Source organism: Pseudoduganella sp. S-14 (genome assembly GCF_049913285.1).
Taxonomy (GTDB): domain Bacteria; phylum Pseudomonadota; class Gammaproteobacteria; order Burkholderiales; family Burkholderiaceae_D; genus Rugamonas.
In genome coordinates, this window is sequence record NZ_CP183991.1 from 2,970,573 (window position 1) to 2,988,595 (window position 18,023).

An 18,023-nucleotide genomic window follows, 5' to 3' on the forward strand; every position below is an offset into this window, starting at 1 on the left:
GAATATGGCATTGAAAATTGGTCTCGTCGGCCTGGGCAAGATTGCGGTCGACCAGCATATCCCCGCGATTCGCGGCAACAAGGGCCTCGAGCTGGTGGCGGGCTGCTCCCCGGCCAGTGCGCCGGAAGGCGTGCTGCGTTACCCGGACATGGGCAGCATGCTGGCCGCGCATCCTGAAATCGAGGCGCTGGCGATCTGCACTCCGCCCCAGGTGCGGCACAAGCTCGCCTGCGAAGCGATTTCGGCCGGCAAGCACGTATTCCTGGAGAAGCCGCCGGCGGCAACGCTGGGCGAGGCCGCGTCCATTGCAGCCATGGCGGCGCAGCATGGCGTGACGGCGCTGGCGGGCTGGCATTCTCGCTTCGCACCCGGTGTGGAAAGTGCGCGCAACTGGATGCTGGCGCGGCCCATCAAGTCCATCCAGATCCGCTGGAAGGAAAACGTGCGGCAATGGCACCCGGGGCAGAAATGGATCTTCGAAGCAGGCGGCATGGGCGTGTTCGATCCCGGCATTAACGCCTTGTCGATCCTGACGCACCTGCTGGGCGGTCACGCGCTGGTGCACAAGGCGGCCCTGCATGTGCCGTCGAATTGCAGTGCGCCGATCCAGGCTGAGTTGGAAATGTTCAGTGAACGCGGCGTGCCGATCGATGCGGAGTTCGATTTCCTGCAGACGGGCCAACAGACCTGGAGCATCTTCGTGCAGTCGGCGGCGGGAGATACCATGGCCCTGCACCTGGGCGGTCGTATCATGGAGGTAAATGGCAAGGTGGTGCTGGACGAGCCGGAGCGCGAATACCCTTCGATGTACGAGCACTTCCGGCGCTTGGTAGCCAGCAAGAGTTCCGACGTCGACCTCACTCCGCTGCAAGCAGTGGCGGATGCCTTCCTGGTTGGCAACCTCACGAGCGCTGAACCGTATATTGAGTAGGCGAGCCAGGTCAATACAGGCCGAAGATCCTGCCGGACAGTCCCAGGATCATTGAAGTATTGACCAGGGTTAGCCCGACCATCCAGCGCCTGTTGGCGCTGGCTTGCTTGCGTTGCGCGTCAAGGTTAGCGGGCAGCTCGGCGAGGCCGCAAGTGCCTCGACCTAGCCTGCAGCAGGACCAGCATGCCGGCGCGCAGGAGTCGGCCACCGGCCCTGCCGGCACGCGTCAGAGCGACGAAGCGCGGCCCAAGCTTTCGCGGGCGCGCGAGTTGGACAAGTAGATATTGTCCTTCGACAGCGCGCGGTTGGCGCTGACGGCGTCGGCCCAATCGCGCGTGGTCGTCACGGCGGCGAAGTTGGAATGGAATACCACGCTGAATATGCGATGGATCTCTTCCGCCGTCGCGCGTCCGGCTGCGTTCTCATACGGCAGCGAACCGGTGGCGTCGGATAGGTATTCCACGGCCAGCCCCATATGCGCAGCCTCAATGATGGTTGAGGCATTGCAGTTGTGAGTCATGTAGCCCGCAATCGCCAGGGTGTCGATCTTGTTATCGGCCAGCCATTGCGCGAGGCCGGTGCCGGCGAAGCTGCTGGCCAGCTTTTTATTGACGACATAATCGGCGCCAAGCGCGGCGACTTCCGGATGCAGCTGCCAGCCGTCGGACCCGACGGCAAACACCGGTGCGCCGGCTGGCGTGTCGTGCTGCACCACCACCACAGGCACGCCGCTTTCGCGCGCCACCTTCATGGCCTGGACAATATTCGGCAGCGATTGCTCTACCGGCGGGTATTCAATCGGCAGCTTGCCGGTGAAGTATTCGTTTTGTACGTCGATCACGATCAGGGCGCGGCGTGGCATGGTGTTTCCTCCGTTTGGGTTGTTGATGGGATCCATTGTGCGGTCAGCACCGATTTCGCGACAGTGGCCCAAGAGACAACATGCGATATAATCGGGCCATGCGTAAAAAAGTGGCCATTATTGCCTTCGACGGCCTCACCCCGTTCCACCTGTCCGTGCCTTGCCTGGTATTCGGCGGGCCGCATGCCGAGCATTTGTACGAGGTGACGGTATGCGCAGCAGAAAAAGGGCCGATGCGTACCACCGCTGGCTTTGAGATCTCGACCAGCAAGAGCCTGCGCGCCCTGGACAACGCCGATATCGTCATCATGCCGACCTGGCACGACGACTGCCGGCCTTCGCCACCGGCGCTATTGCAGGCGCTGAAGAAGGCCCACGCGCGCGGTTCGACCATCGTCGGCTTGTGCCTGGGCGCGTTCCCGATAGCGGAAGCGGGCCTGCTTGATGGCCGCACCGTCGCTACGCACTGGGCCTTTGCCGGCCAGTTGGCGGAACGCTGCCCGCTGGTGAAGGTCGATGAAGAAGTGTTATATGTGGACGAGGGCGACGTGCTGACGTCGGCCGGCGCGGCAGCCAGCCTGGATTGCTCGCTCTACCTTCTGCGCAAGCTGCAGGGCGCCGATTATGCGAACATGGTGGCGCGCCGCCTGCTGGTGGCGCCGCACCGTGAAGGAGGACAGGCGCAGTTCATCAACCGCCCGCTGCCGGTTACCGCCAGCGACAGCCGCATGGCGCAGGTGCTGGACTGGGTGCAGCACCGGCTGGCCGAAGAACACAGCCTGGATGCGCTGGCGGAACGGGCCGCCATGAGCCGCCGCAATTTCACGCGTCACTTCCGCCAGGCTACTGGCACGTCGTTCAAGCAATGGCTGCTGAACCAGCGCCTGGTCCATGCCCAGCGCATGCTGGAAACCAGCGGCGCTTCGATCGAAGCGGTGGCGCAGGCGGCCGGTTTTGGCAGCGCGCTATCGCTAAGGCAGCACTTCCGCGCTGCCTTCCATAGCTCGCCGTCGGCCTACCGCAAGCTATTTGACGCCTGACATATCCGGCAGGGTATGCGCGATGCCCTTGTGACAGTCGATGCAGGTCTTCTCGCCGCTGGCCAGCTGCGTCGAGTGGGCATCCACCGCACGCTTGCTCTGGCGGGTGAAGTCCATCGAATCGAACTGGTGGCAGTTGCGGCATTCGAGCGAGTTGTTGGCCTTCATCCGCCGCCACTCGTTGCCGGCAAGCTGGATGCGGTGCGCCTCGAATTTCTCGCGGGTGTCGATGGTGCCGAACACCTTGCCCCACACCTCCTTGGATGCCTGCATCTTGCGGGCGATCTTGCTGGTCCACTCGTGAGGCACGTGGCAGTCGGAGCACTTGGCGCGTACCCCGGTGCGGTTGGAGAAGTGAATGGTGCGCTGCAGCTCCGGGTAGACGTTGTCGCGCATCTCATGGCAGCCGGTACAGAATTTTTCCGTGTTGGTGGCTTCCATGGCGGTGTTGAAGCCGCCCCAGAACATCACGCCAGCCACGAAGGAACCGATCACCAGGAAACCCAGGCTAAGGTGCATGCTTGGGCGACGCAGGACGTTCCAGTAGTTTCTAATCAGCCTGAACATGGCGGCACCCTTTATTTGTGCTTGGCCGGCGTTGCCGGCGTGGCTGGGTTCAGCATCGTGTCGACGTCCTTGAACTGGTTGGGCACCAGCGGCTCAAGGTTCGCTTGCGGCACGTGGCATTGCAGGCAGAAATAGCGCCGCGGCGACAGCTCGGCGAGGAAGTTGCCGTCGCGGTTCTGGAAGTGCGTCACGCTGATCATCGGCGCCTGGCTTTCCTGGGTGCGGGTGCGGGCGTGACACATCATGCAGCGGTTGGCGCTCTTGTCGGTCTGGTAGCCCTCGATCTTGTGCGGAATGACCGGCGGCTGCATGGAGTAATTGCGCACGCGCCGGATATCGCTGTTGTCGGGATTGACCATCGGCGCCGGCTTGGTGGTTTCGGCCAGCGGCGTCGGGCCGCGCATATTGTCGAGGGCACGCGGCGCCGGCACCTGGGCCAGGACGGCCAGCGGCAGAAGAAGAGCAAGAAGGAATGCGAATTTTTTCATGGCCATGGCTCCTAGACCTTGCGGATGCTGACTGCGCACTTCTTGTAGTCAGTCTGCAAAGAGATTGGGCAGGTAGCGTCCAGCGTCACCTTGTTCACAAGCTGGCTGGCGTCGAAGAACGGAATGAATACCAGCCCGCGCGGCGGCCGGTTGCGCCCGCGCGTTTCCACGCGAGTCTGGATCATTCCGCGCCGTGACTTGACCTCGATCAGGTCGCCGCGCCGCGCGCCGAGCACCTTGGCGTCTTCGGGATGCATGAAGCAGACTGCGTTTGGCACGGCGCGATAGAGCTCCGGTACGCGGCGCGTCATGGTGCCGGTGTGCCAGTGCTCCAGCATGCGTCCGGTCGACAGCCAGAACGGGTATTCCTTGTCCGGCGATTCGGCCGGTTTTTCGTATGGCAGCGCAAAGATCACCGCCTTGCCGTCCGGGTGGCCGTAGAAGCGCACGTCTTCGCCTTTCTTGACGTAAGGGTCCAGGCCTTCGCGATAACGCCAGCGGGTTTCCTTGCCGTCGACCACCGGCCAGCGCAGCCCTCGCGCTTCGTGGTACATGTCGAACGGCGCCAGGTCGTGGCCATGGCCGCGGCCGAAGCTCGCATATTCCTCGAACAGGCCTTTCTGCGGATAGAAGCCAAAGGCCTTGGCCTCATCGTTCTGGTAGCCGGCTTCGATTTGCGAGGCAGGATATTTGTCGACCTGGCCATTGCGGTACAGGACGTCGAACAAGGTCTTGCCCTTGTATGCCGGCATGGCCGCCAGCAGCGGCGCCGGCCACACTTCTTCCATCTTGAACCGCTTGGAGAATTCCATCAGCTGCCACAGGTCGGAGCGGGCTTCGCCAGGCGCGCTCACCAACTGGTGCCAGAACTGGGTGCGGCGTTCCGCGTTGCCGTAGGCGCCTTCCTTCTCCACCCACATCGCGGTCGGCAGGATCACGTCGGCCGCGGTGGTGCTGGCGGTCGGGTAGGGGTCGGATACGACGACAAAGGCGTCCGGATTGCGCCAGCCGGGCAGGATTTCGCCCATGATGTTCGGGCCGGCCTGCATATTGTTGTTGCACATGACCCAGTAGGCATTCAGCTTGCCGTCCTTGAGCATGCGGCTTTGCAGGACCGCGTGGAAGCCTGGCTTTTCGGGGATGGTCCCCGGCGGCAGCTTCCAGATTTTTTCTGCGATCTCGCGGTGCTTGGGATTAGCCACCAGCATGTCGGCCGGGAGGCGGTGCGAGAAGGTGCCGACTTCGCGTGCCGTGCCGCAGGCGGAAGGCTGGCCGGTCAGCGAGAACGGGCTGTTGCCTGGCGAGGAGATTTTCCCGGTCAGCAGGTGGATGTTGTACAGCAGGTTGCTGCACCAGGTGCCGCGCGTATGCTGGTTGAAGCCCATGGTGAAGAAGGATGTCACCTTGGTCTTTGGATCGGCATACAGTTCCGCCAGGCGTTCCAGGCGCTCGCGCGGCACGCCGCTCAGCTTCGATACGGATTCCACGTCATAGGCGCTGACGAACTTTGCATATTCCTCGAACGTGCTTGGCTTGCCGCCGCCGACATCGCCGGCGTTGGTGGCGGCCTTTTGCAGCGGATTGTCCGGGCGCAGGCCGTAGCCGATATCCTTGTTGCCCATCACGAAGCGCGTGTGCTTGTTGACGAAGTCCTTGTTGACGCGATTATTCTTGATGATGTAGTTGGCGATGTAGTTCAGGATCGCCAGGTCGGTCTGCGGCGTGAAGACGATAGGCTGGTCGGCCAGCTCGAAGCTGCGATGTTCGTAGGTCGACAGCACGGCTACTTTCACGTGCGGGTTCGACAGGCGGCGGTCGGTAATGCGGGTCCACAGGATGGGGTGCATTTCCGCCATGTTGGAGCCCCACAGCACGAAGGCGTCGGCGGCTTCGATGTCGTCGTAGCAGCCCATCGGCTCGTCCATGCCGAAAGTGCGCATGAAGCCTGCAACGGCGGACGCCATGCAGTGGCGGGCGTTGGGGTCGAGGTTATTGGTGCGGAAGCCGGCCTTCATCAGCTTGGAGGCCGCGTAGCCTTCCCAGATGGTCCATTGGCCGGAGCCGAACATGCCGACGGCGGTCGGGCCTTTTTCGTTCAGCACTTTCTTGAACTGTTTTGCCATTTCATCGAAGGCGGCATTCCACGACACCGGCTGGAACTCGCCGTCCTTGGCGTACTTGCCGTTCTTCATGCGCATCAGGGGCTGGGTCAGGCGGTCGGCGCCGTACATGATCTTCGACAGGAAGTAGCCCTTGACGCAGTTGACGCCTCGATTGACTTCGGCGTTGATGTCGCCGTGCGTCGCCACCACGCGTCCGTCCTTGACGCCGACGTTGACCCCGCAGCCGACGCCGCAGAAGCGGCAGGGCGCCTTGCTCCATTTAAGCTGGGTCTTGGCGGCGTCGGTGACGACGTTGGAGGCGGCGGCAGGCAGCTGGATGCCGGCGGTGGCGGCTGCCGTCATCGCGGCAGTCTGTGTGATGAAATCACGGCGAGTCTGTTTCATTGTAGTTCCTCGTCCATTGAGTTGGCGGGTTCGGCATGCTGGTAAACCAGGGCGACGTTGAGGACGCCGGACAGGGCCCGGATGGCGTCCATTGCGTCGAGTGTTCGGGGTGCGCTTTCCGCTTCCAGCGTGACGATCAGTCGACCATCGGCTTCAGCGGCGTGCACGATGCAGCGGGGCAGGATGGCTAGCTGGGCACGCACTTCCGCCACTTGTGTGGGAGTGACGTGGACTATGATGCCGGCGATGTGGATTTCGGCAGCCATGGTCATGCGCCTGGCAGGCGGCCGGTGAGCATCTGGTACATCCACACGATGAACCCGTAGCCGCCTACCGTTGCTACCGCGAGGATCGGGGCCAGGACCACCGTCATGAACAGGAAGACCTTCAATTCTTGCGCCTTGCTGGCGACTGGTTCTTTGTTTTCCATTTGTTCACCATTTTACGGAGAAAGGTGCTTCATAAAATTAGCGCAGGTTAAGCGCCTTGCCTGATACAAGATTATTTCGCTGGCGGCCGGGCGGCGAGTTCAATCGCCAATCCGCTGGCGCCCGGCCTGACCGGAGCGGTCTGGCCTTCAAGGTCGCCTGCCTGCGGCGTAGCGCTGCCGCTGGCGGAGATTCGCGCCCCCACGATCAACGGCCCCGCCTCGGCCAGGTGCGTCTCTGCTGCCAGCGCGTTGCTGTCGTCCAGCACAAACTGCAGCGGAAAATCACCGGCAGGCCGCTTGATTGCCGCCAGCGGCATCGGCGATCCATTGGCGGAGCGGGCAAAGATGAACAGCACCTGCCCCGGGGCCGGTGCAGCGCTCCCGGGCGCAAGGCGAATCGTCCCGGAGAGGCGTGCCGGCAACCCTGGTGTTGGCGCGTCGATTGCGGCGGCAGGGATACCCTGGCGCGCCCGCGCCTCGGCAATGCCGGCCTGCGTCGAGCGGGCGAATTCGGAATCCTCTGGCACCAGAGGCAGGACGGCCTGCCATTGCTTCTCTGCGCGTGCAAAGTCGCCGCGGGCGAAGGCTGCACTGCCGGAGAGGGCAAGCGCTTTCGGTTGCTGAGGGTCGATGGCGAGCGAGCGTTCGATCAGGCGTTCCGGCTCGCCGGCCAAAGCGCCGCCTTCCGCAGTAGCCAGGGCATCAGCGTAGTCGGCCAGCAGGCCTGCGTCCTGCGGCAGCAGCGTGGCAAGGTGGCCGTAGGCTTTCGCGGCATCTGCATGGCGGTTCATGGCGCTGTAAGAACGCGCCAGCATGTGCCAGCCGTCGATGTCCTGTGGTTGCGTGCGAAGGCGCCCGGCAAGGCGTTCAACCATGGCCGGGATGTCTTCCTCCGACGGCCCGTGGTCGGTTGGCGTGGCAGATGCGGCCAGCAGCTCTTGCGGCATGGCCAGCGCGTCGGGACGGCCAACCTGCATGTAAATGGCAACTGCTGCTGCGGGCAGCAGCACCGTGAGCGCCAGTGCGAGGCGCGTTTGCGGTTGCTGGCCGTCCGGTGCGCCGGGAGTGGGCGCCGCGCTGGCGCTGCGGCGCATCAGCGGCGGCACGACACAGGCCAGTGCGATGGCGGACATGAGTCCGATGATGGCGATAAACATGTTCATTGTTTTCCCTTCCAGAATCCACGCAGCGCCAGGAAACCGGCTGCAAGGAGAAGCAAGGGGCCGAACCAGAGCAGGGCTGTGCTGGCGTTCAGCGGCGGTTCATACAAGACGAAATCCCCATAGCGCTGCACCATGAAGTCAAGTACTTGCTGCTCGCTTCGGCCCTGGGCCAATTGCTGCTGGATCTGCTGGCGCAGGTCCAGCGCCAGCGGGGCGTGCGAGTCGGCCAGGCTCTGGTTCTGGCATACCAGGCAGCGCAGTTCGCCCGCGAGCGCCATGGTGCGCGCGTCCAATGTGGCGGTGACATCAGCCATTTGCCAGCTCCTTTACCATGCGGGCAACACGTTCTCGGGCTTCCGGCAACGACAGCGGGCCGATATGTTTCATGCGGACGATGCCTTGGCGGTCGATCACGAAAGTCTCAGGTACGCCGTAGACGCCGAAGTCAATGCCGATGCGGCCATCATGGTCGAAGGCGATCTGGCGATAGGGGTTGCCATTGTTCTGCAGCCAGCGCAGGGCGTCGCCGCGCTGGTCCTTGTAGTTCAAGCCGATCACCGGCGCGTCAACGGCGCGCGACAGGTCCAGCAGGTCCTTGTGTTCGATGCGGCAGCCTTCGCACCAGGAGGCCCAGACGTTCAGCACCCACACGCGCCCCCGCATCTTGGCGGGAGACACCGTGTCGGCAGGGTTGTCCAGCATCTGCGCCGAGAACTGCGGCACCGGCTTGCCGATCAGGGGCGACGGCAGCTCGCGTGGATTGCGCTGCAAGCCGATGCCGAGGAAGGCAAGCAGGATCGCGAACAGGCCAATGGGAAGAATGAAGCGTTTCATTGTGGCTCCGGCAGCAAGGAGGAGGCGGCCAGCGCAGGCGCGGCTGCGGTATCGGGCATGGCGTCCTGTGACTGGCGTGCGCTGCGGTAGCGGCGGTCCGACGCCGCCAGCAGGCCGCCGATGGCGAACAGCACGCAGCCGCCCCAGATCCAGCCGACAAAAGGCTTGAGCTGGATGCGCAGCAGCCAGCGGCCGTCGCCGGCCGAGTCGCCAAGCGATACGTACAAATCGCGCAGCAGGCCGCGGTCGATGGCGGCTTCGGTCATGGTGTCCTGCGCCACGGTATAGCGGCGCTGCTCTGGTTGAAGCAGGGCTACCGCCTGGCCCTGGTGCGCGACCGCCACGCTGGCGCGCAAGGCAGTGTAGTTCGGCCCGCGTGTGTCTTCCAGCTTTTGCAGGGTGAAGCCGTATTCGCCGAGCGATGCCTGCTGGCCCGGCGCCAGTACCACGTCCTGCACCAGCTCGTGGCCCTTGACCATGGTGACGCCGATCACGAACACGCCCAGTCCGGCATGAGCAGCCAGCATCCCCCACCATGAGCGCGGCTGGCGCGCCAGCTTGCGCCGTTGCTGGATCAATTGCCAGGCGGTGCCAAGCAAGATCCAGGCTGCCAGCAGCAAGCCGAGCGAAGACATGAGCGATCCCCGTACCAGCAATGCTGCGCCGAGGCCAATGCCAAGCGCGATGGCGGCCGGCCAGCGCAAGCGCCGCGCCAACTGGACCAGCGTGCCGTTGCGCCAGCTAGCGAGGGGACCGGCCGCGACCAGAAGCAGGACTGGCAGCATCATCGGCACGAAGACTTTTTCAAAATAGGGCGGCCCGACGGAGATTTTGCCTGCGCCGAGGGCATCCAGCACCAGCGGGTACAGAGTGCCAAGCAACACGGTGCCGGTTGCAGCCAGCATGACGACGTTCTGCAACAGCAGCAGAGACTCGCGCGAGAGCGGCGAGAAGACAGTACGCTGGCGCAGGCGCGGTGCGCGCCACGCGTACAGCAGCAGCGAGCCGCCGACCACCAGCGCCAGGTAGGCCAGGATGAAGGCGCCACGGCGCGGATCGGTGGCAAACGCATGCACCGACGTCAGCACGCCGGAACGGACCAGGAAGGTGCCCAGCAGCGACAGGGAGAAGGCCAGGATCGCCAGCAGCGCGGTCCAGCTGCGGAAGGTGCCGCGCTTTTCCGTCACGATCAGCGAATGCAGCAGCGCGGTGCCGACCAGCCAAGGCATGAAGGAGGCGTTTTCCACCGCATCCCAGAACCACCAGCCGCCCCAGCCCAATTCGTAATAGGCCCAGAAGCTGCCCATTGCGATGCCAAGAGTCAGGAAGCTCCACGCGGCCAGCGCCCACGGCCGCGACCAGCGCGCCCACGACGCATCGAGCCGGCCGCCAAGCAGGGCTGCGATGGCAAACGCGAAGGTCACCGAGAAGCCGACGTAGCCCATATACAGCAAGGGCGGGTGCGCAATCATTCCTGCATCCTGCAGCAGCGGATTCAGGTCATTGCCATCCGGCGCGGCCGGTAGCGTGCGCAGGAAGGGATTGGACGTCAGGATCAGGAACAGCAGGAAACCCACGGCCACCAGGCCAAGCACGCCCACCAGGCGCGCCTGCACCTCGCGCGGCAGCTGCTGCGACAGGCTGGACGCGGCAAGGGTCCATGCGGAGAGCAGCCAGGTCCACAGCAGCAGCGAACCTTCGTGGCCGCCCCAGGCTGCGCTCAGGCGGTATTGCCAGGGCAGCAGGGTATTGGAATGCTGGGCCACGTAGCGCAGCGAGAAGTCGTTGGCGTACAGGGCATAGAACAGGCAGCCGAAAGCCAGCGTGCTGAACATGAACTGTCCCGCAGCGGCCGGACGCGCCATTGCCATCCAGCGTACGTCGCCGCGCCGCGCCCCGGCCAGCGGCAGCACGCCCTGCACGGCTGCCAGCAGCAAGGCCAGGACCAGCGCGAAATTACCTGCTTCCGCGATCATGGCAAGCCTTTCAGCGAAGCGGGCGCGCGGCCCTGTTCCAGCGCGTGCGCTGCCTCCTTCGGCATGTAGTTCTCATCGTGCTTGGCCAGCACTTCCTGCGCGAGGAACAGCGCACCCTGGCCAAGGCGGCCTTGCGCCACGGCGCCTTTGCCTTCCTTGAACAGGTCGGGCAGGGTTCCCTTGTAATGCACCGGCACCTTCTGCACATTGTCGGTGATGACGAAACTGACGGTCAGGCCGTCGTCCAGCCGCCGCACGCTGCCTTGTTCGACCAGCCCGCCGATGCGGAAGATGCCGTTGCGCGGTGCGGCCCCGGCTACCACCTGCGAGGGCGTGAAGAAGAACACCAGGTTGTCGCGGAAGGCGGACAGCACCAGCGTTGCCGCGATGCCGCACGCCGCCAGGCTGGCGCCGATCAGGGCGAGGCGTTGGTGGCGCGGCTTCATGCCGCACCTTCTTCATCGTGATTCGTGACGGCGGCCCGGGCCTCGCGTTCGCGCCGGCCGAGCGCCCATATCTCCAGCATCATCAGGCCCAAGACCACACTGAAAGAACCCCACACATAGCGGCCATGGCCGCCCATGGCGAGGAAGTCCTGCAAGCTATTCCAATTCATTTCATCCTCCGGCGCAGCCAGGCAGCGCTGCCGTGCCGTTCCAGCACGATGCAGCGTGCGCGGCGCAGCGCGACTGCAATCCCGTAGCACCAGAACGCCGCCACCATCAGCAGCATGGCCGCCAGCATGGCCGGCGCCATGCTTGGTGCCTTGCCAAGCGTGACGGATGGTCCCTGGTGCAGGGTGTTCCACCAGTAAACCGAGAAATAGATGATCGGGATGTTCACTGCACCCACCAGGGCCAGCACCGCCGCCGCGCGGTCGGCGCGGCGCGGATCGGCGATCGAAGCGTGCAAACCCATGTAACCCAAGTAGAGGAACAGCAGGATCAGCTCCGAGGTCAGGCGCGCATCCCATACCCACCAGGCGCCCCAGGTCGGCTTGCCCCACAGGGCGCCGGTCCATAAGGCGAGAAAAGTGAACAGGGCGCCGGTCGGCGCCAGCGCGCTGGCCATGATCGACGAGACTCCGGTGCGGTAGGCCAGGCCGAAACCGGCCCATCCCGCCATCGCCATATAAACCAGCATCGACATCCATGCCGCCGGCACGTGGACGAAGATAATGCGGTAGGCGTCGCCTTGCTGGAAGTCGGTCGGCGCAACTAGCAAGCCAATAGCCAAGCCGGCCAGTGCGCTCAGCACACCGAGCGCCGTGAACCAGGGGATGAGCCGTCCGGCCAGATCGTAGAAGTTACGCGGGGACGCGAAAGTGAATACCGTGAGGCGGCGCCGGGCGCCGTTTGCGGTGGAATAATACGGTTGATTCATATGCTGAACTCCGTCCTACTCGTGTGCGATCCGCAGCGCTGCGGCGGTGGCCCAGGGGGCGGCTGCCAGCGACCCCGCCAGCAGGGCCCCCAACAACATCAGGTGGGGCGCACTGCCGGTACCGTCGCTGGCGGCTACAACCGAGGAGCTACCAAGAATTAATAAGGGAATATACAGGGGCATCAATATCAGTGCAACCAGTACGCTGCCGCCGCGTGCGCCAAGCGCCAGGCCTGCACCGATGCTGCCAAGGAGGCTCAGTACCGGCGTGCCAAGCAGAAGGCCAAACCACAGCACTCCCGTTGATTCGGCGTCGAGGCCGTATTGCAGGGCGACCAGCGGCGCCAGTACCAGCAAGGGCAGACCCGACGTCAGCCAGTGCGCCAGCACCTTGGCCAGCACCAGGATTTCAAGTGGCTGCGGCGACAGCAGCAACTGCTCCAGCGAGCCGTCCGCATGGTCGTCGGCGAACAGGCGCTGCAGGCCAAGCAGGGAGGCCAGCAAGGCTGCCACCCACACAATGCCGGGGGCAACGCTGCGCAGCAGTTTGCTGTCCGGACCGATCGCCAGCGGGAACAGCGTGGTGGTGACAAGGAAGAAGGCCAGCGGCATCAAGGCGTCGCTGCGCCGGCGCATGGCCAGCAGCAGGTCACGTTGCATCAGCTGGCGGGCAGCTTTCAGCATGGTGCGCCCAGCTGCAACCGGCGTGCGCCCGCCAGGTTAGGGTCCTGGTGCGTGGTCAGGACCAGCATGCCACCGCGCGCGCAATGCGCCTGCAGGATCTGCCCGACTTGTGCCGTGCAGTCCTGGTCCAGCGCCGCCAGCGGTTCATCGAGGATCCACAAGGGGCGGGCAGGCGACAGCAGCAGCCGGGCAAGGGCAACCCGCTTGCGCTGGCCTTGCGAGAGCAGGCGCACCGGACGCTGGGCCTCGGCCCGCAGCCCGATTTCATCCAGGGCCCGCATGGCGTCTTCACGGCTGCACCGCTCGCCCGGCAGGCCGCCCAGCGCCAGGTTTTCCCACGCCAGCAGGTCAGGCTTCAAGCCGTCTGCATGCCCGATGTGGAGCAACTGGGAGTGGTAGTGGGCACGCGCGGCGAGGACAGGCTTGCCCTGCCAATGCACGGCGCCGCGGTCAGGCAGGGCGAGCCCGCACAGGGAGCGCAGAAGAGTGGTCTTGCCGCTGCCATTACGGCCCTGCACCCATAGCGCTTCGCCAGCTTGCAGAGAGAAGCTGACGCCAGCGAAAAGGGTGCTGCGGCCGCGACGGCATGTGAGCTGTTGACAGGTCAATCCCATGAATCCCCTCATCGAAGTGGCCATCATCCTATCACCCGTATGTTCGCTTGCCAGGGCCAAATTGGCAAATCTATAATCTAGATCATGTATGCCCAAAATTTTCTGCGCTTCCTGGTTTTTTCCCAGTTTGCTGTATCCATCCCATTGTTTGCCGCCGAAAGCGAGGAGCCCAAGCGCCGCAGCATCGCTGCGCATGTGGCGCCGCAAGCGCTTGCGCTGCAGCTTGACGGCCGCCTTGACGATGCGGCCTGGGAGCTGGCGCCGGTCAACACGCGCTTCTACCAGTTCCAGCCGGAAGATGGCCGAGATGCGCCGGAACACGTGCGCACCACGGTGCGTGTACTGGTGGACCGGGATGCGCTGGTCTTCGGCATCCGCGCCTGGAATGGCGACCCGAAGACCCTGAACGGCACGCTGGCGCGCCGCGACAAGGTTGACCGCGACCAGGACTTCATCGGCATCTGGATCGACCCGAGTGGTCATGGCCGCTCGGCGCAATTCGTTCGCGTCAACGTGGCTGGCGTCATGAGCGACGGCATTTACCGCGCCGACGAAGACGAAGAAGACCTGGGTCCCGACTACCCGGTCGAAAGTGCAGTCCACCTGCTGCCCGACGGCTATACCATGGAAGTACGCTGGCCGCTATCGAGCCTGCGCTTCCCGTATGGCGAAGGCAAGCCGTGGCGCCTGATGGTGGAGCGCAGCGTGCCGCACGAAGACAATATGCTGCTGCTAAGCGCGCCGCTGAAGAAAGAGTCGCTGCATTTCATCGCCGAGATGGAGGAAATCGATGGCATGGCTCAAGTGCTGCCGACGGTGCAGGACCGGGCCTTTTGGGAATTCCGCCCCGAACTCACGCAGCGCTTCAATCGCGGCTACGGCCAGCGCACCAGCGAGACCAGCCTGGGCATGGATATCAGCGCCCGTCCACGCGCGGACTGGGTTTTTAACGCCACCCTGAATCCCGACTTTTCGCAGGTCGAGATCGATGCGCCAACCAGCAACGGCACCAACCGCATTGCCCTGAGCCTGCCGGAGAAGCGCGGCTTCTTTCTCGAAAGCGCGGACGTGCTGGGCATGCGGCTGCCGGCGTTCTACTCGCGCACCGTGGCCGATCCCCGCTGGGGCGTGCGTGCAACCTGGCGCGGCGCTGACGCCGATGCCACGGCCCTGGCGCTGGATGACCGCGCCGGTGGCGTCGTGATGCGCGGCAGCCCTTACGAAACGCAGGAGCAAGCCAGCGCCGGCGACAGCAAGGCGACGCTGCTGCGCGCACGTGGCCATGGCGAGCAGGCAGTGGCTGGCGCCTTCCTGTCCGACCGCGACTACGGTGCCGGTGCCCGCAACACCGTGCTGGGTACCGACGGCCAATGGCGCGCACCGGCAAACGGCGACGGCAACATCCAGCTTGCGTGGAGCGCCATGGCCTCGCGCACTACCGCGCAATTCGATAGCGAAGGCCGTGCGGTTGCCAGCGAAGCGCGCAACAGCGGCTATGGCTACGGCAGGCTGAATTACAGTTCCGACGACTGGCTGAACGTCGCACAGTTGGAAGTTATCGGCACAAACTTCGCCAACGACAACGGTTTCGTGCCGCAGGCGGGCATCATCAAAGGCGACGTTGAGATCAACCGTCGTACCGGCGCGCGCGACCTTGCGCTGTTTGCGGCTTACGAAACGGAGCTGCACCTCGGCCTGCACGAAATCAGGACGCTTTCGCATGAAACGGTGCAGCGCTGGGTGAGGCCTGGCATCTGGTTTTACGCGGGCCGGCAGACCCGCTACTGGGCCGACCTGGGCTTCGACCGCCAGCGCGGGCGCGCAGGCGCGAAACTGCACAAGACGCCCGCGGCGCACATGGGCATCGAAAGCTCGCCATCCTCATGGTTCGTCAAACTGAAGGGAGAGCTGACGCTGGGCCGCCAGCTCGACGTGGAAGCGGACCAGGTAGGCAAGGGCGGCAACCTGGAACTGGAAGCGAACCTGCGCTTCCCGCTGCCCGGCAACTGGAGCCTGGAGTCCGACCATCGCTGGAATCGCTCCTGGGTCAAGCACCGCAGCCTGCAGGATTTCAGCGACAACGGTTGGCGCTGGGTCGGCACCCTGCACGCTACGCCGCGCGATGCACTGCGCATGATCGTGCAGAACACCGCGTCGGGGCGCCAGGACGTGGCGCCGCGGCTGCTGGAGCCCTGGAGCGAGCGATACCGCCATCGTTCGCTGCTGTACAAGCGCACCACGCGTCACGACCGCATCGTATCCATTGGCGCCACGACGGACGCCAACGGCGCCTTGCCGGGTTCCAGCAAGGGCCTGACGCTCAAGGTCCAGTGGGGAATCTGAGGCTTAGAAGCTGCGGGTCAGGCTGACCGACAGGGTGCGGCCGCGGCCTGCGAAGTACGAGGAAGGGTCCTTGTAGCTGACCGCAGTTTGCCCGGTGTAGTTGACGTTGACCGACTGCGGGTAGTAGCCGACGTACTGTCGATCAGTCAGGTTCTCAATGCCTACACCCAGCTTGCCCCATGGGGAATCGTAGCTGCCGGCCAGGTCCAGCACGGTGTAACCGTTGAAGTGCTCTTCCAGGGTGGTGGTGCCCACCTTGCGGTCGATATTAATGTCGCGGTCGAACAGGGTGGTTGCCTGCAGGCGCAGGTTCGCCTTCGGCATGAATTGCCAGTTCGTGCCGGCCACCAGCTTGCCAGGACCCTGCGAGCGCGCACCCAGTTCCACGTCCATCGGGGCACCGGCGGTAGTGGCGGTCTTGCCCATGGTGCGGGCGAAGGAGCCGAAAGCCGACAGGGTCTTTGATGCACGCAGTTCACCTGAGACTTCCCACCCGCGCACGGTGGTCGGCACGCGGTCCAGTTGGCCGATGCCGGCGGCGTTGACGCGCAATGCGGTGCCGAGCTTGGAGCGCGAGTCATAGAACGAGGCGCCCAGGCTGCCCATGGCGCCACGCCAGTTCACGCCGATTTCGTTGTTACGCGTGACGACAGGCTGCATGTCGAACAACTGGTCCACCGACTGGCCGGGCTTGTTCACGGCGCGCAGCACCAGGCCCACGTCCGGCAGGCCAAAGCCTTCGGCGCTGGAGACGAAGGCGGACCAGTTCTGGTTGAAACGCCACACCGCGCCGATGTTTTTGACGTTCTTGGTGAAGGTGCGCTGGCCGCCTTGCACCAGGCGGCTGCCGTAGGCGGCCAGGGTAGTGTAGGTGTCCACGTTCAACTTCGCATCCTCGTGGCGGACGCCGCCGCGCACCGTCAACGGGCCGATTTCATACTCAAGCTGGGTGAATGGGGCCAGCGAGGTGAAGTCGAGCGTCGGCACCCAGGTACGGCCGGTGCCGGCTAGCCATTGCTTGGTGCGATCGCGCAGGTAATCCAGGCCGGCGGTAATTTCCATACCCTCGACCAGGGTGTTCGGGCGCACGTAGGTGATCTTGGCGCCATATTTGTCGGCCACCACTTCGGACTGGTCGTACAGGGTGCCTTTCGGAGCAATCGCTGCGTCCTGGAAGGTGGACGTGTTGGTGGCACCGTACAGCGAGGCAAAGTCCTGCTTGAACAGCTGCGCGTTGAAACTTCCGCCCAGCAAGTCGTTGTGGCGGTATTCCAGGCTGCTGGTTTTTACATCGTTGCGTGGAGGCGCCTCCGGTGGCTTGCCAGGAGTTGAGCTGGTTGGCGTGCCGGTGGCGAAGTTGGCGTCGACCGGTTTGTAGTCGCCGTCGCCTTCCATGCGGAAGCGGTTGACAGTCAGTTGCAGGCGCTGGTCGCCGAAGGTCTTGCCGATCTTGAAGAACAGGTCGGTACCTTGCGAATCCATGGTGTCACCCTGCACCGCCTCGATGCCGAGCGGGCGGCCCTTGCCGTCGTAGCCCAGGCCGCGCTGCTGGATGCTGCCAAACGCCAGCAGGTCGAAGCCGCCCGATTTGTGCTGCAGGGTGTAGCCGGTCTTCCAATCCAGGCTGTCGTGGCGCAACTGGGAAGCCATGCGCACATTGACCGACTGCGTCGTGCCGTCCGCTTTGGGCGACTTGGTGATGTAGTTGATGATGCCGCCGGTAGCGCCCATGCCCTGCATGGCGGAGGCGCCGTTGATCACCTCCACGCGCTCGATGATGGCGGTATCGGCCACATAGCCTTCGCGCATGCCGCCGCGTAGCGGGTTGGTTTGCGGTACGCCGTCCAGCAGGATCAGGGCGTTGCGGCCACGCAGCGATTCGCCGGTGGAGCTCATCTTCTGGCGGCTCGGGGCGTAGCCGGGGATGTAGGTGGCCAGCGCGGCGGAGGGATCGTCCGCCAGCAGGTATTGCGTTTCCAGCTCGCGCGGCGAAATCACGGTGACCGCGCCAGGGATCTTGTCCACGCTCTTGCTGTTGCGGGTTGCCGTAACGACCACTTCCTTCATCGGCTCCTCGGCACTTTGTGCCAATGCTGCACTCCCGGAGAGGGCGAGGCAGGCCAGTGCTACGGCACGGGTGAGGGGATTCAACGCGGTCATACAGTGACTCCTAAACAGAAAGATACAAAAGAAAGCAGCAA

At 64.3% G+C, this 18,023-nt stretch carries 19 protein-coding genes; 3 read left to right on the forward strand and 16 right to left on the reverse strand.

Annotated elements, in window-relative coordinates; all coding sequences use genetic code 11:
- The first annotated feature begins 4 nt into the window (after positions 1–4).
- Positions 5–931: a Gfo/Idh/MocA family protein gene (locus ACN9MZ_RS13645; RefSeq protein WP_426342632.1), complete on the forward strand. Its 927-nt coding sequence runs from the start codon at positions 5–7 to the stop codon at positions 929–931.
- Positions 932–1,157: 226 nt separating this feature from the next.
- Here ACN9MZ_RS13645 and ACN9MZ_RS13650 read toward each other — a convergent pair whose 3' ends face one another.
- A complete protein-coding gene (locus tag ACN9MZ_RS13650) occupies positions 1,158–1,793 on the reverse strand; it encodes a cysteine hydrolase family protein (RefSeq protein ID WP_426342633.1) in 636 nt (211 codons plus the stop codon).
- Positions 1,794–1,873: 80 nt separating this feature from the next.
- Here ACN9MZ_RS13650 and ACN9MZ_RS13655 point away from each other — a divergent pair, with 80 nt between their 5' ends.
- Positions 1,874–2,833 (forward strand): GlxA family transcriptional regulator, encoded by a 960-nt coding sequence (locus ACN9MZ_RS13655; RefSeq protein ID WP_426342634.1) that lies wholly within the window; start codon positions 1,874–1,876, stop codon positions 2,831–2,833.
- Here the strand turns inward: ACN9MZ_RS13655 and ACN9MZ_RS13660 are convergent.
- The 14 genes from ACN9MZ_RS13660 to ccmA all read right to left on the reverse strand — a co-directional run bounded on the left by ACN9MZ_RS13660 (position 2,819) and on the right by ccmA (position 13,479).
- Positions 2,819–3,400 carry a NapC/NirT family cytochrome c gene (locus tag ACN9MZ_RS13660; protein WP_426342635.1) on the reverse strand — a complete coding sequence of 194 codons (582 nt, stop codon included), beginning with the start codon at positions 3,398–3,400 and terminating at the stop codon, positions 2,819–2,821. The genes ACN9MZ_RS13655 and ACN9MZ_RS13660 overlap by 15 nt on opposite strands.
- 11 nt (positions 3,401–3,411) lie before the next feature.
- Positions 3,412–3,894 carry a nitrate reductase cytochrome c-type subunit gene (locus ACN9MZ_RS13665; RefSeq protein WP_426342636.1) on the reverse strand — a complete coding sequence of 161 codons (483 nt, stop codon included), beginning with the start codon at positions 3,892–3,894 and terminating at the stop codon, positions 3,412–3,414.
- A 5-nt stretch (positions 3,895–3,899) separates the two neighbouring features.
- Positions 3,900–6,395, reverse strand: a complete 2,496-nt coding sequence (gene napA, locus ACN9MZ_RS13670; RefSeq protein WP_426342637.1) for a nitrate reductase catalytic subunit NapA — start codon at positions 6,393–6,395, stop codon at positions 3,900–3,902.
- Positions 6,392–6,661, reverse strand: a complete 270-nt coding sequence (locus ACN9MZ_RS13675; RefSeq protein WP_426342638.1) for a chaperone NapD — start codon at positions 6,659–6,661, stop codon at positions 6,392–6,394. The genes napA and ACN9MZ_RS13675 overlap by 4 nt, the downstream gene beginning before the upstream one ends.
- 2 nt (positions 6,662–6,663) lie before the next feature.
- Complete coding sequence (napE, locus tag ACN9MZ_RS13680) at positions 6,664–6,825, reverse strand: periplasmic nitrate reductase, NapE protein (protein ID WP_426171621.1); 162 nt, start codon at positions 6,823–6,825, stop codon at positions 6,664–6,666.
- 71 nt (positions 6,826–6,896) lie between these two features.
- On the reverse strand, positions 6,897–7,988 hold the full coding sequence (locus tag ACN9MZ_RS13685; RefSeq protein WP_426342639.1) for a tetratricopeptide repeat protein: 1,092 nt from the start codon (positions 7,986–7,988) through the stop codon (positions 6,897–6,899).
- Positions 7,985–8,302, reverse strand: coding sequence for a cytochrome c-type biogenesis protein (locus ACN9MZ_RS13690; RefSeq protein WP_426342640.1), 318 nt, complete (start codon positions 8,300–8,302; stop codon positions 7,985–7,987). Before ACN9MZ_RS13690 ends, ACN9MZ_RS13685 begins: the two co-directional genes overlap by 4 nt.
- Positions 8,295–8,822 (reverse strand): DsbE family thiol:disulfide interchange protein, encoded by a 528-nt coding sequence (locus ACN9MZ_RS13695; protein ID WP_426342641.1) that lies wholly within the window; start codon positions 8,820–8,822, stop codon positions 8,295–8,297. The genes ACN9MZ_RS13690 and ACN9MZ_RS13695 overlap by 8 nt, the downstream gene beginning before the upstream one ends.
- Positions 8,819–10,798: a heme lyase CcmF/NrfE family subunit gene (locus ACN9MZ_RS13700; RefSeq protein ID WP_426342642.1), complete on the reverse strand. Its 1,980-nt coding sequence runs from the start codon at positions 10,796–10,798 to the stop codon at positions 8,819–8,821. The genes ACN9MZ_RS13695 and ACN9MZ_RS13700 overlap by 4 nt, the downstream gene beginning before the upstream one ends.
- Positions 10,795–11,244 carry a cytochrome c maturation protein CcmE gene (ccmE, locus tag ACN9MZ_RS13705; RefSeq protein WP_426342643.1) on the reverse strand — a complete coding sequence of 150 codons (450 nt, stop codon included), beginning with the start codon at positions 11,242–11,244 and terminating at the stop codon, positions 10,795–10,797. Before ccmE ends, ACN9MZ_RS13700 begins: the two co-directional genes overlap by 4 nt.
- Positions 11,241–11,414, reverse strand: coding sequence for a heme exporter protein CcmD (gene ccmD / locus ACN9MZ_RS13710; RefSeq protein ID WP_426342644.1), 174 nt, complete (start codon positions 11,412–11,414; stop codon positions 11,241–11,243). Before ccmD ends, ccmE begins: the two co-directional genes overlap by 4 nt.
- The gene (ccmC, locus tag ACN9MZ_RS13715; RefSeq protein WP_426342645.1) at positions 11,411–12,181 is read right to left on the reverse strand and encodes a heme ABC transporter permease CcmC; all 771 of its coding nucleotides are present in this window, start codon (positions 12,179–12,181) and stop codon (positions 11,411–11,413) included. The genes ccmD and ccmC overlap by 4 nt, the downstream gene beginning before the upstream one ends.
- A gap of 15 nt (positions 12,182–12,196) precedes the next feature.
- Complete coding sequence (gene ccmB / locus ACN9MZ_RS13720) at positions 12,197–12,865, reverse strand: heme exporter protein CcmB (protein ID WP_426342646.1); 669 nt, start codon at positions 12,863–12,865, stop codon at positions 12,197–12,199.
- Complete coding sequence (gene ccmA, locus ACN9MZ_RS13725) at positions 12,859–13,479, reverse strand: cytochrome c biogenesis heme-transporting ATPase CcmA (protein ID WP_426342647.1); 621 nt, start codon at positions 13,477–13,479, stop codon at positions 12,859–12,861. Before ccmA ends, ccmB begins: the two co-directional genes overlap by 7 nt.
- Positions 13,480–13,563: 84 nt before the next feature.
- Here ccmA and ACN9MZ_RS13730 point away from each other — a divergent pair, with 84 nt between their 5' ends.
- Entirely contained in the window at positions 13,564–15,822 is a 2,259-nt protein-coding gene (locus ACN9MZ_RS13730) for a carbohydrate binding family 9 domain-containing protein (RefSeq protein ID WP_426342648.1), read from the forward strand.
- 3 nt (positions 15,823–15,825) lie between these two features.
- On the opposite strand, the gene ACN9MZ_RS13735 is transcribed toward ACN9MZ_RS13730, so the two are convergent.
- Positions 15,826–17,982, reverse strand: coding sequence for a TonB-dependent receptor (locus tag ACN9MZ_RS13735; protein ID WP_426342649.1), 2,157 nt, complete (start codon positions 17,980–17,982; stop codon positions 15,826–15,828).
- Between the last annotated feature and the right edge of the window lie 41 nt (positions 17,983–18,023).

Coding starts and splice junctions, on each gene's coding strand:
- ACN9MZ_RS13685 (WP_426342639.1), bottom strand. CDS start 7,988: ATGAACATGTTTATCGCCATCATCGGACTCATGTCCGCCATCGCACTG.
- ACN9MZ_RS13695 (WP_426342641.1), bottom strand. CDS start 8,822: ATGAAACGCTTCATTCTTCCCATTGGCCTGTTCGCGATCCTGCTTGCC.
- ACN9MZ_RS13690 (WP_426342640.1), bottom strand. CDS start 8,302: ATGGCTGATGTCACCGCCACATTGGACGCGCGCACCATGGCGCTCGCG.
- ccmD (WP_426342644.1), bottom strand. CDS start 11,414: ATGAATTGGAATAGCTTGCAGGACTTCCTCGCCATGGGCGGCCATGGC.
- ccmC (WP_426342645.1), bottom strand. CDS start 12,181: ATGAATCAACCGTATTATTCCACCGCAAACGGCGCCCGGCGCCGCCTC.
- ACN9MZ_RS13645 (WP_426342632.1), top strand. CDS start 5: ATGGCATTGAAAATTGGTCTCGTCGGCCTGGGCAAGATTGCGGTCGAC.
- ACN9MZ_RS13650 (WP_426342633.1), bottom strand. CDS start 1,793: ATGCCACGCCGCGCCCTGATCGTGATCGACGTACAAAACGAATACTTC.
- ccmB (WP_426342646.1), bottom strand. CDS start 12,865: ATGCTGAAAGCTGCCCGCCAGCTGATGCAACGTGACCTGCTGCTGGCC.
- ccmE (WP_426342643.1), bottom strand. CDS start 11,244: ATGAAGCCGCGCCACCAACGCCTCGCCCTGATCGGCGCCAGCCTGGCG.
- ACN9MZ_RS13730 (WP_426342648.1), top strand. CDS start 13,564: ATGTATGCCCAAAATTTTCTGCGCTTCCTGGTTTTTTCCCAGTTTGCT.
- ACN9MZ_RS13675 (WP_426342638.1), bottom strand. CDS start 6,661: ATGGCTGCCGAAATCCACATCGCCGGCATCATAGTCCACGTCACTCCC.
- napE (WP_426171621.1), bottom strand. CDS start 6,825: ATGGAAAACAAAGAACCAGTCGCCAGCAAGGCGCAAGAATTGAAGGTC.
- ACN9MZ_RS13735 (WP_426342649.1), bottom strand. CDS start 17,982: ATGACCGCGTTGAATCCCCTCACCCGTGCCGTAGCACTGGCCTGCCTC.
- ACN9MZ_RS13655 (WP_426342634.1), top strand. CDS start 1,874: ATGCGATATAATCGGGCCATGCGTAAAAAAGTGGCCATTATTGCCTTC.
- ccmA (WP_426342647.1), bottom strand. CDS start 13,479: ATGGGATTGACCTGTCAACAGCTCACATGCCGTCGCGGCCGCAGCACC.
- ACN9MZ_RS13660 (WP_426342635.1), bottom strand. CDS start 3,400: ATGTTCAGGCTGATTAGAAACTACTGGAACGTCCTGCGTCGCCCAAGC.
- napA (WP_426342637.1), bottom strand. CDS start 6,395: ATGAAACAGACTCGCCGTGATTTCATCACACAGACTGCCGCGATGACG.
- ACN9MZ_RS13665 (WP_426342636.1), bottom strand. CDS start 3,894: ATGGCCATGAAAAAATTCGCATTCCTTCTTGCTCTTCTTCTGCCGCTG.
- ACN9MZ_RS13700 (WP_426342642.1), bottom strand. CDS start 10,798: ATGATCGCGGAAGCAGGTAATTTCGCGCTGGTCCTGGCCTTGCTGCTG.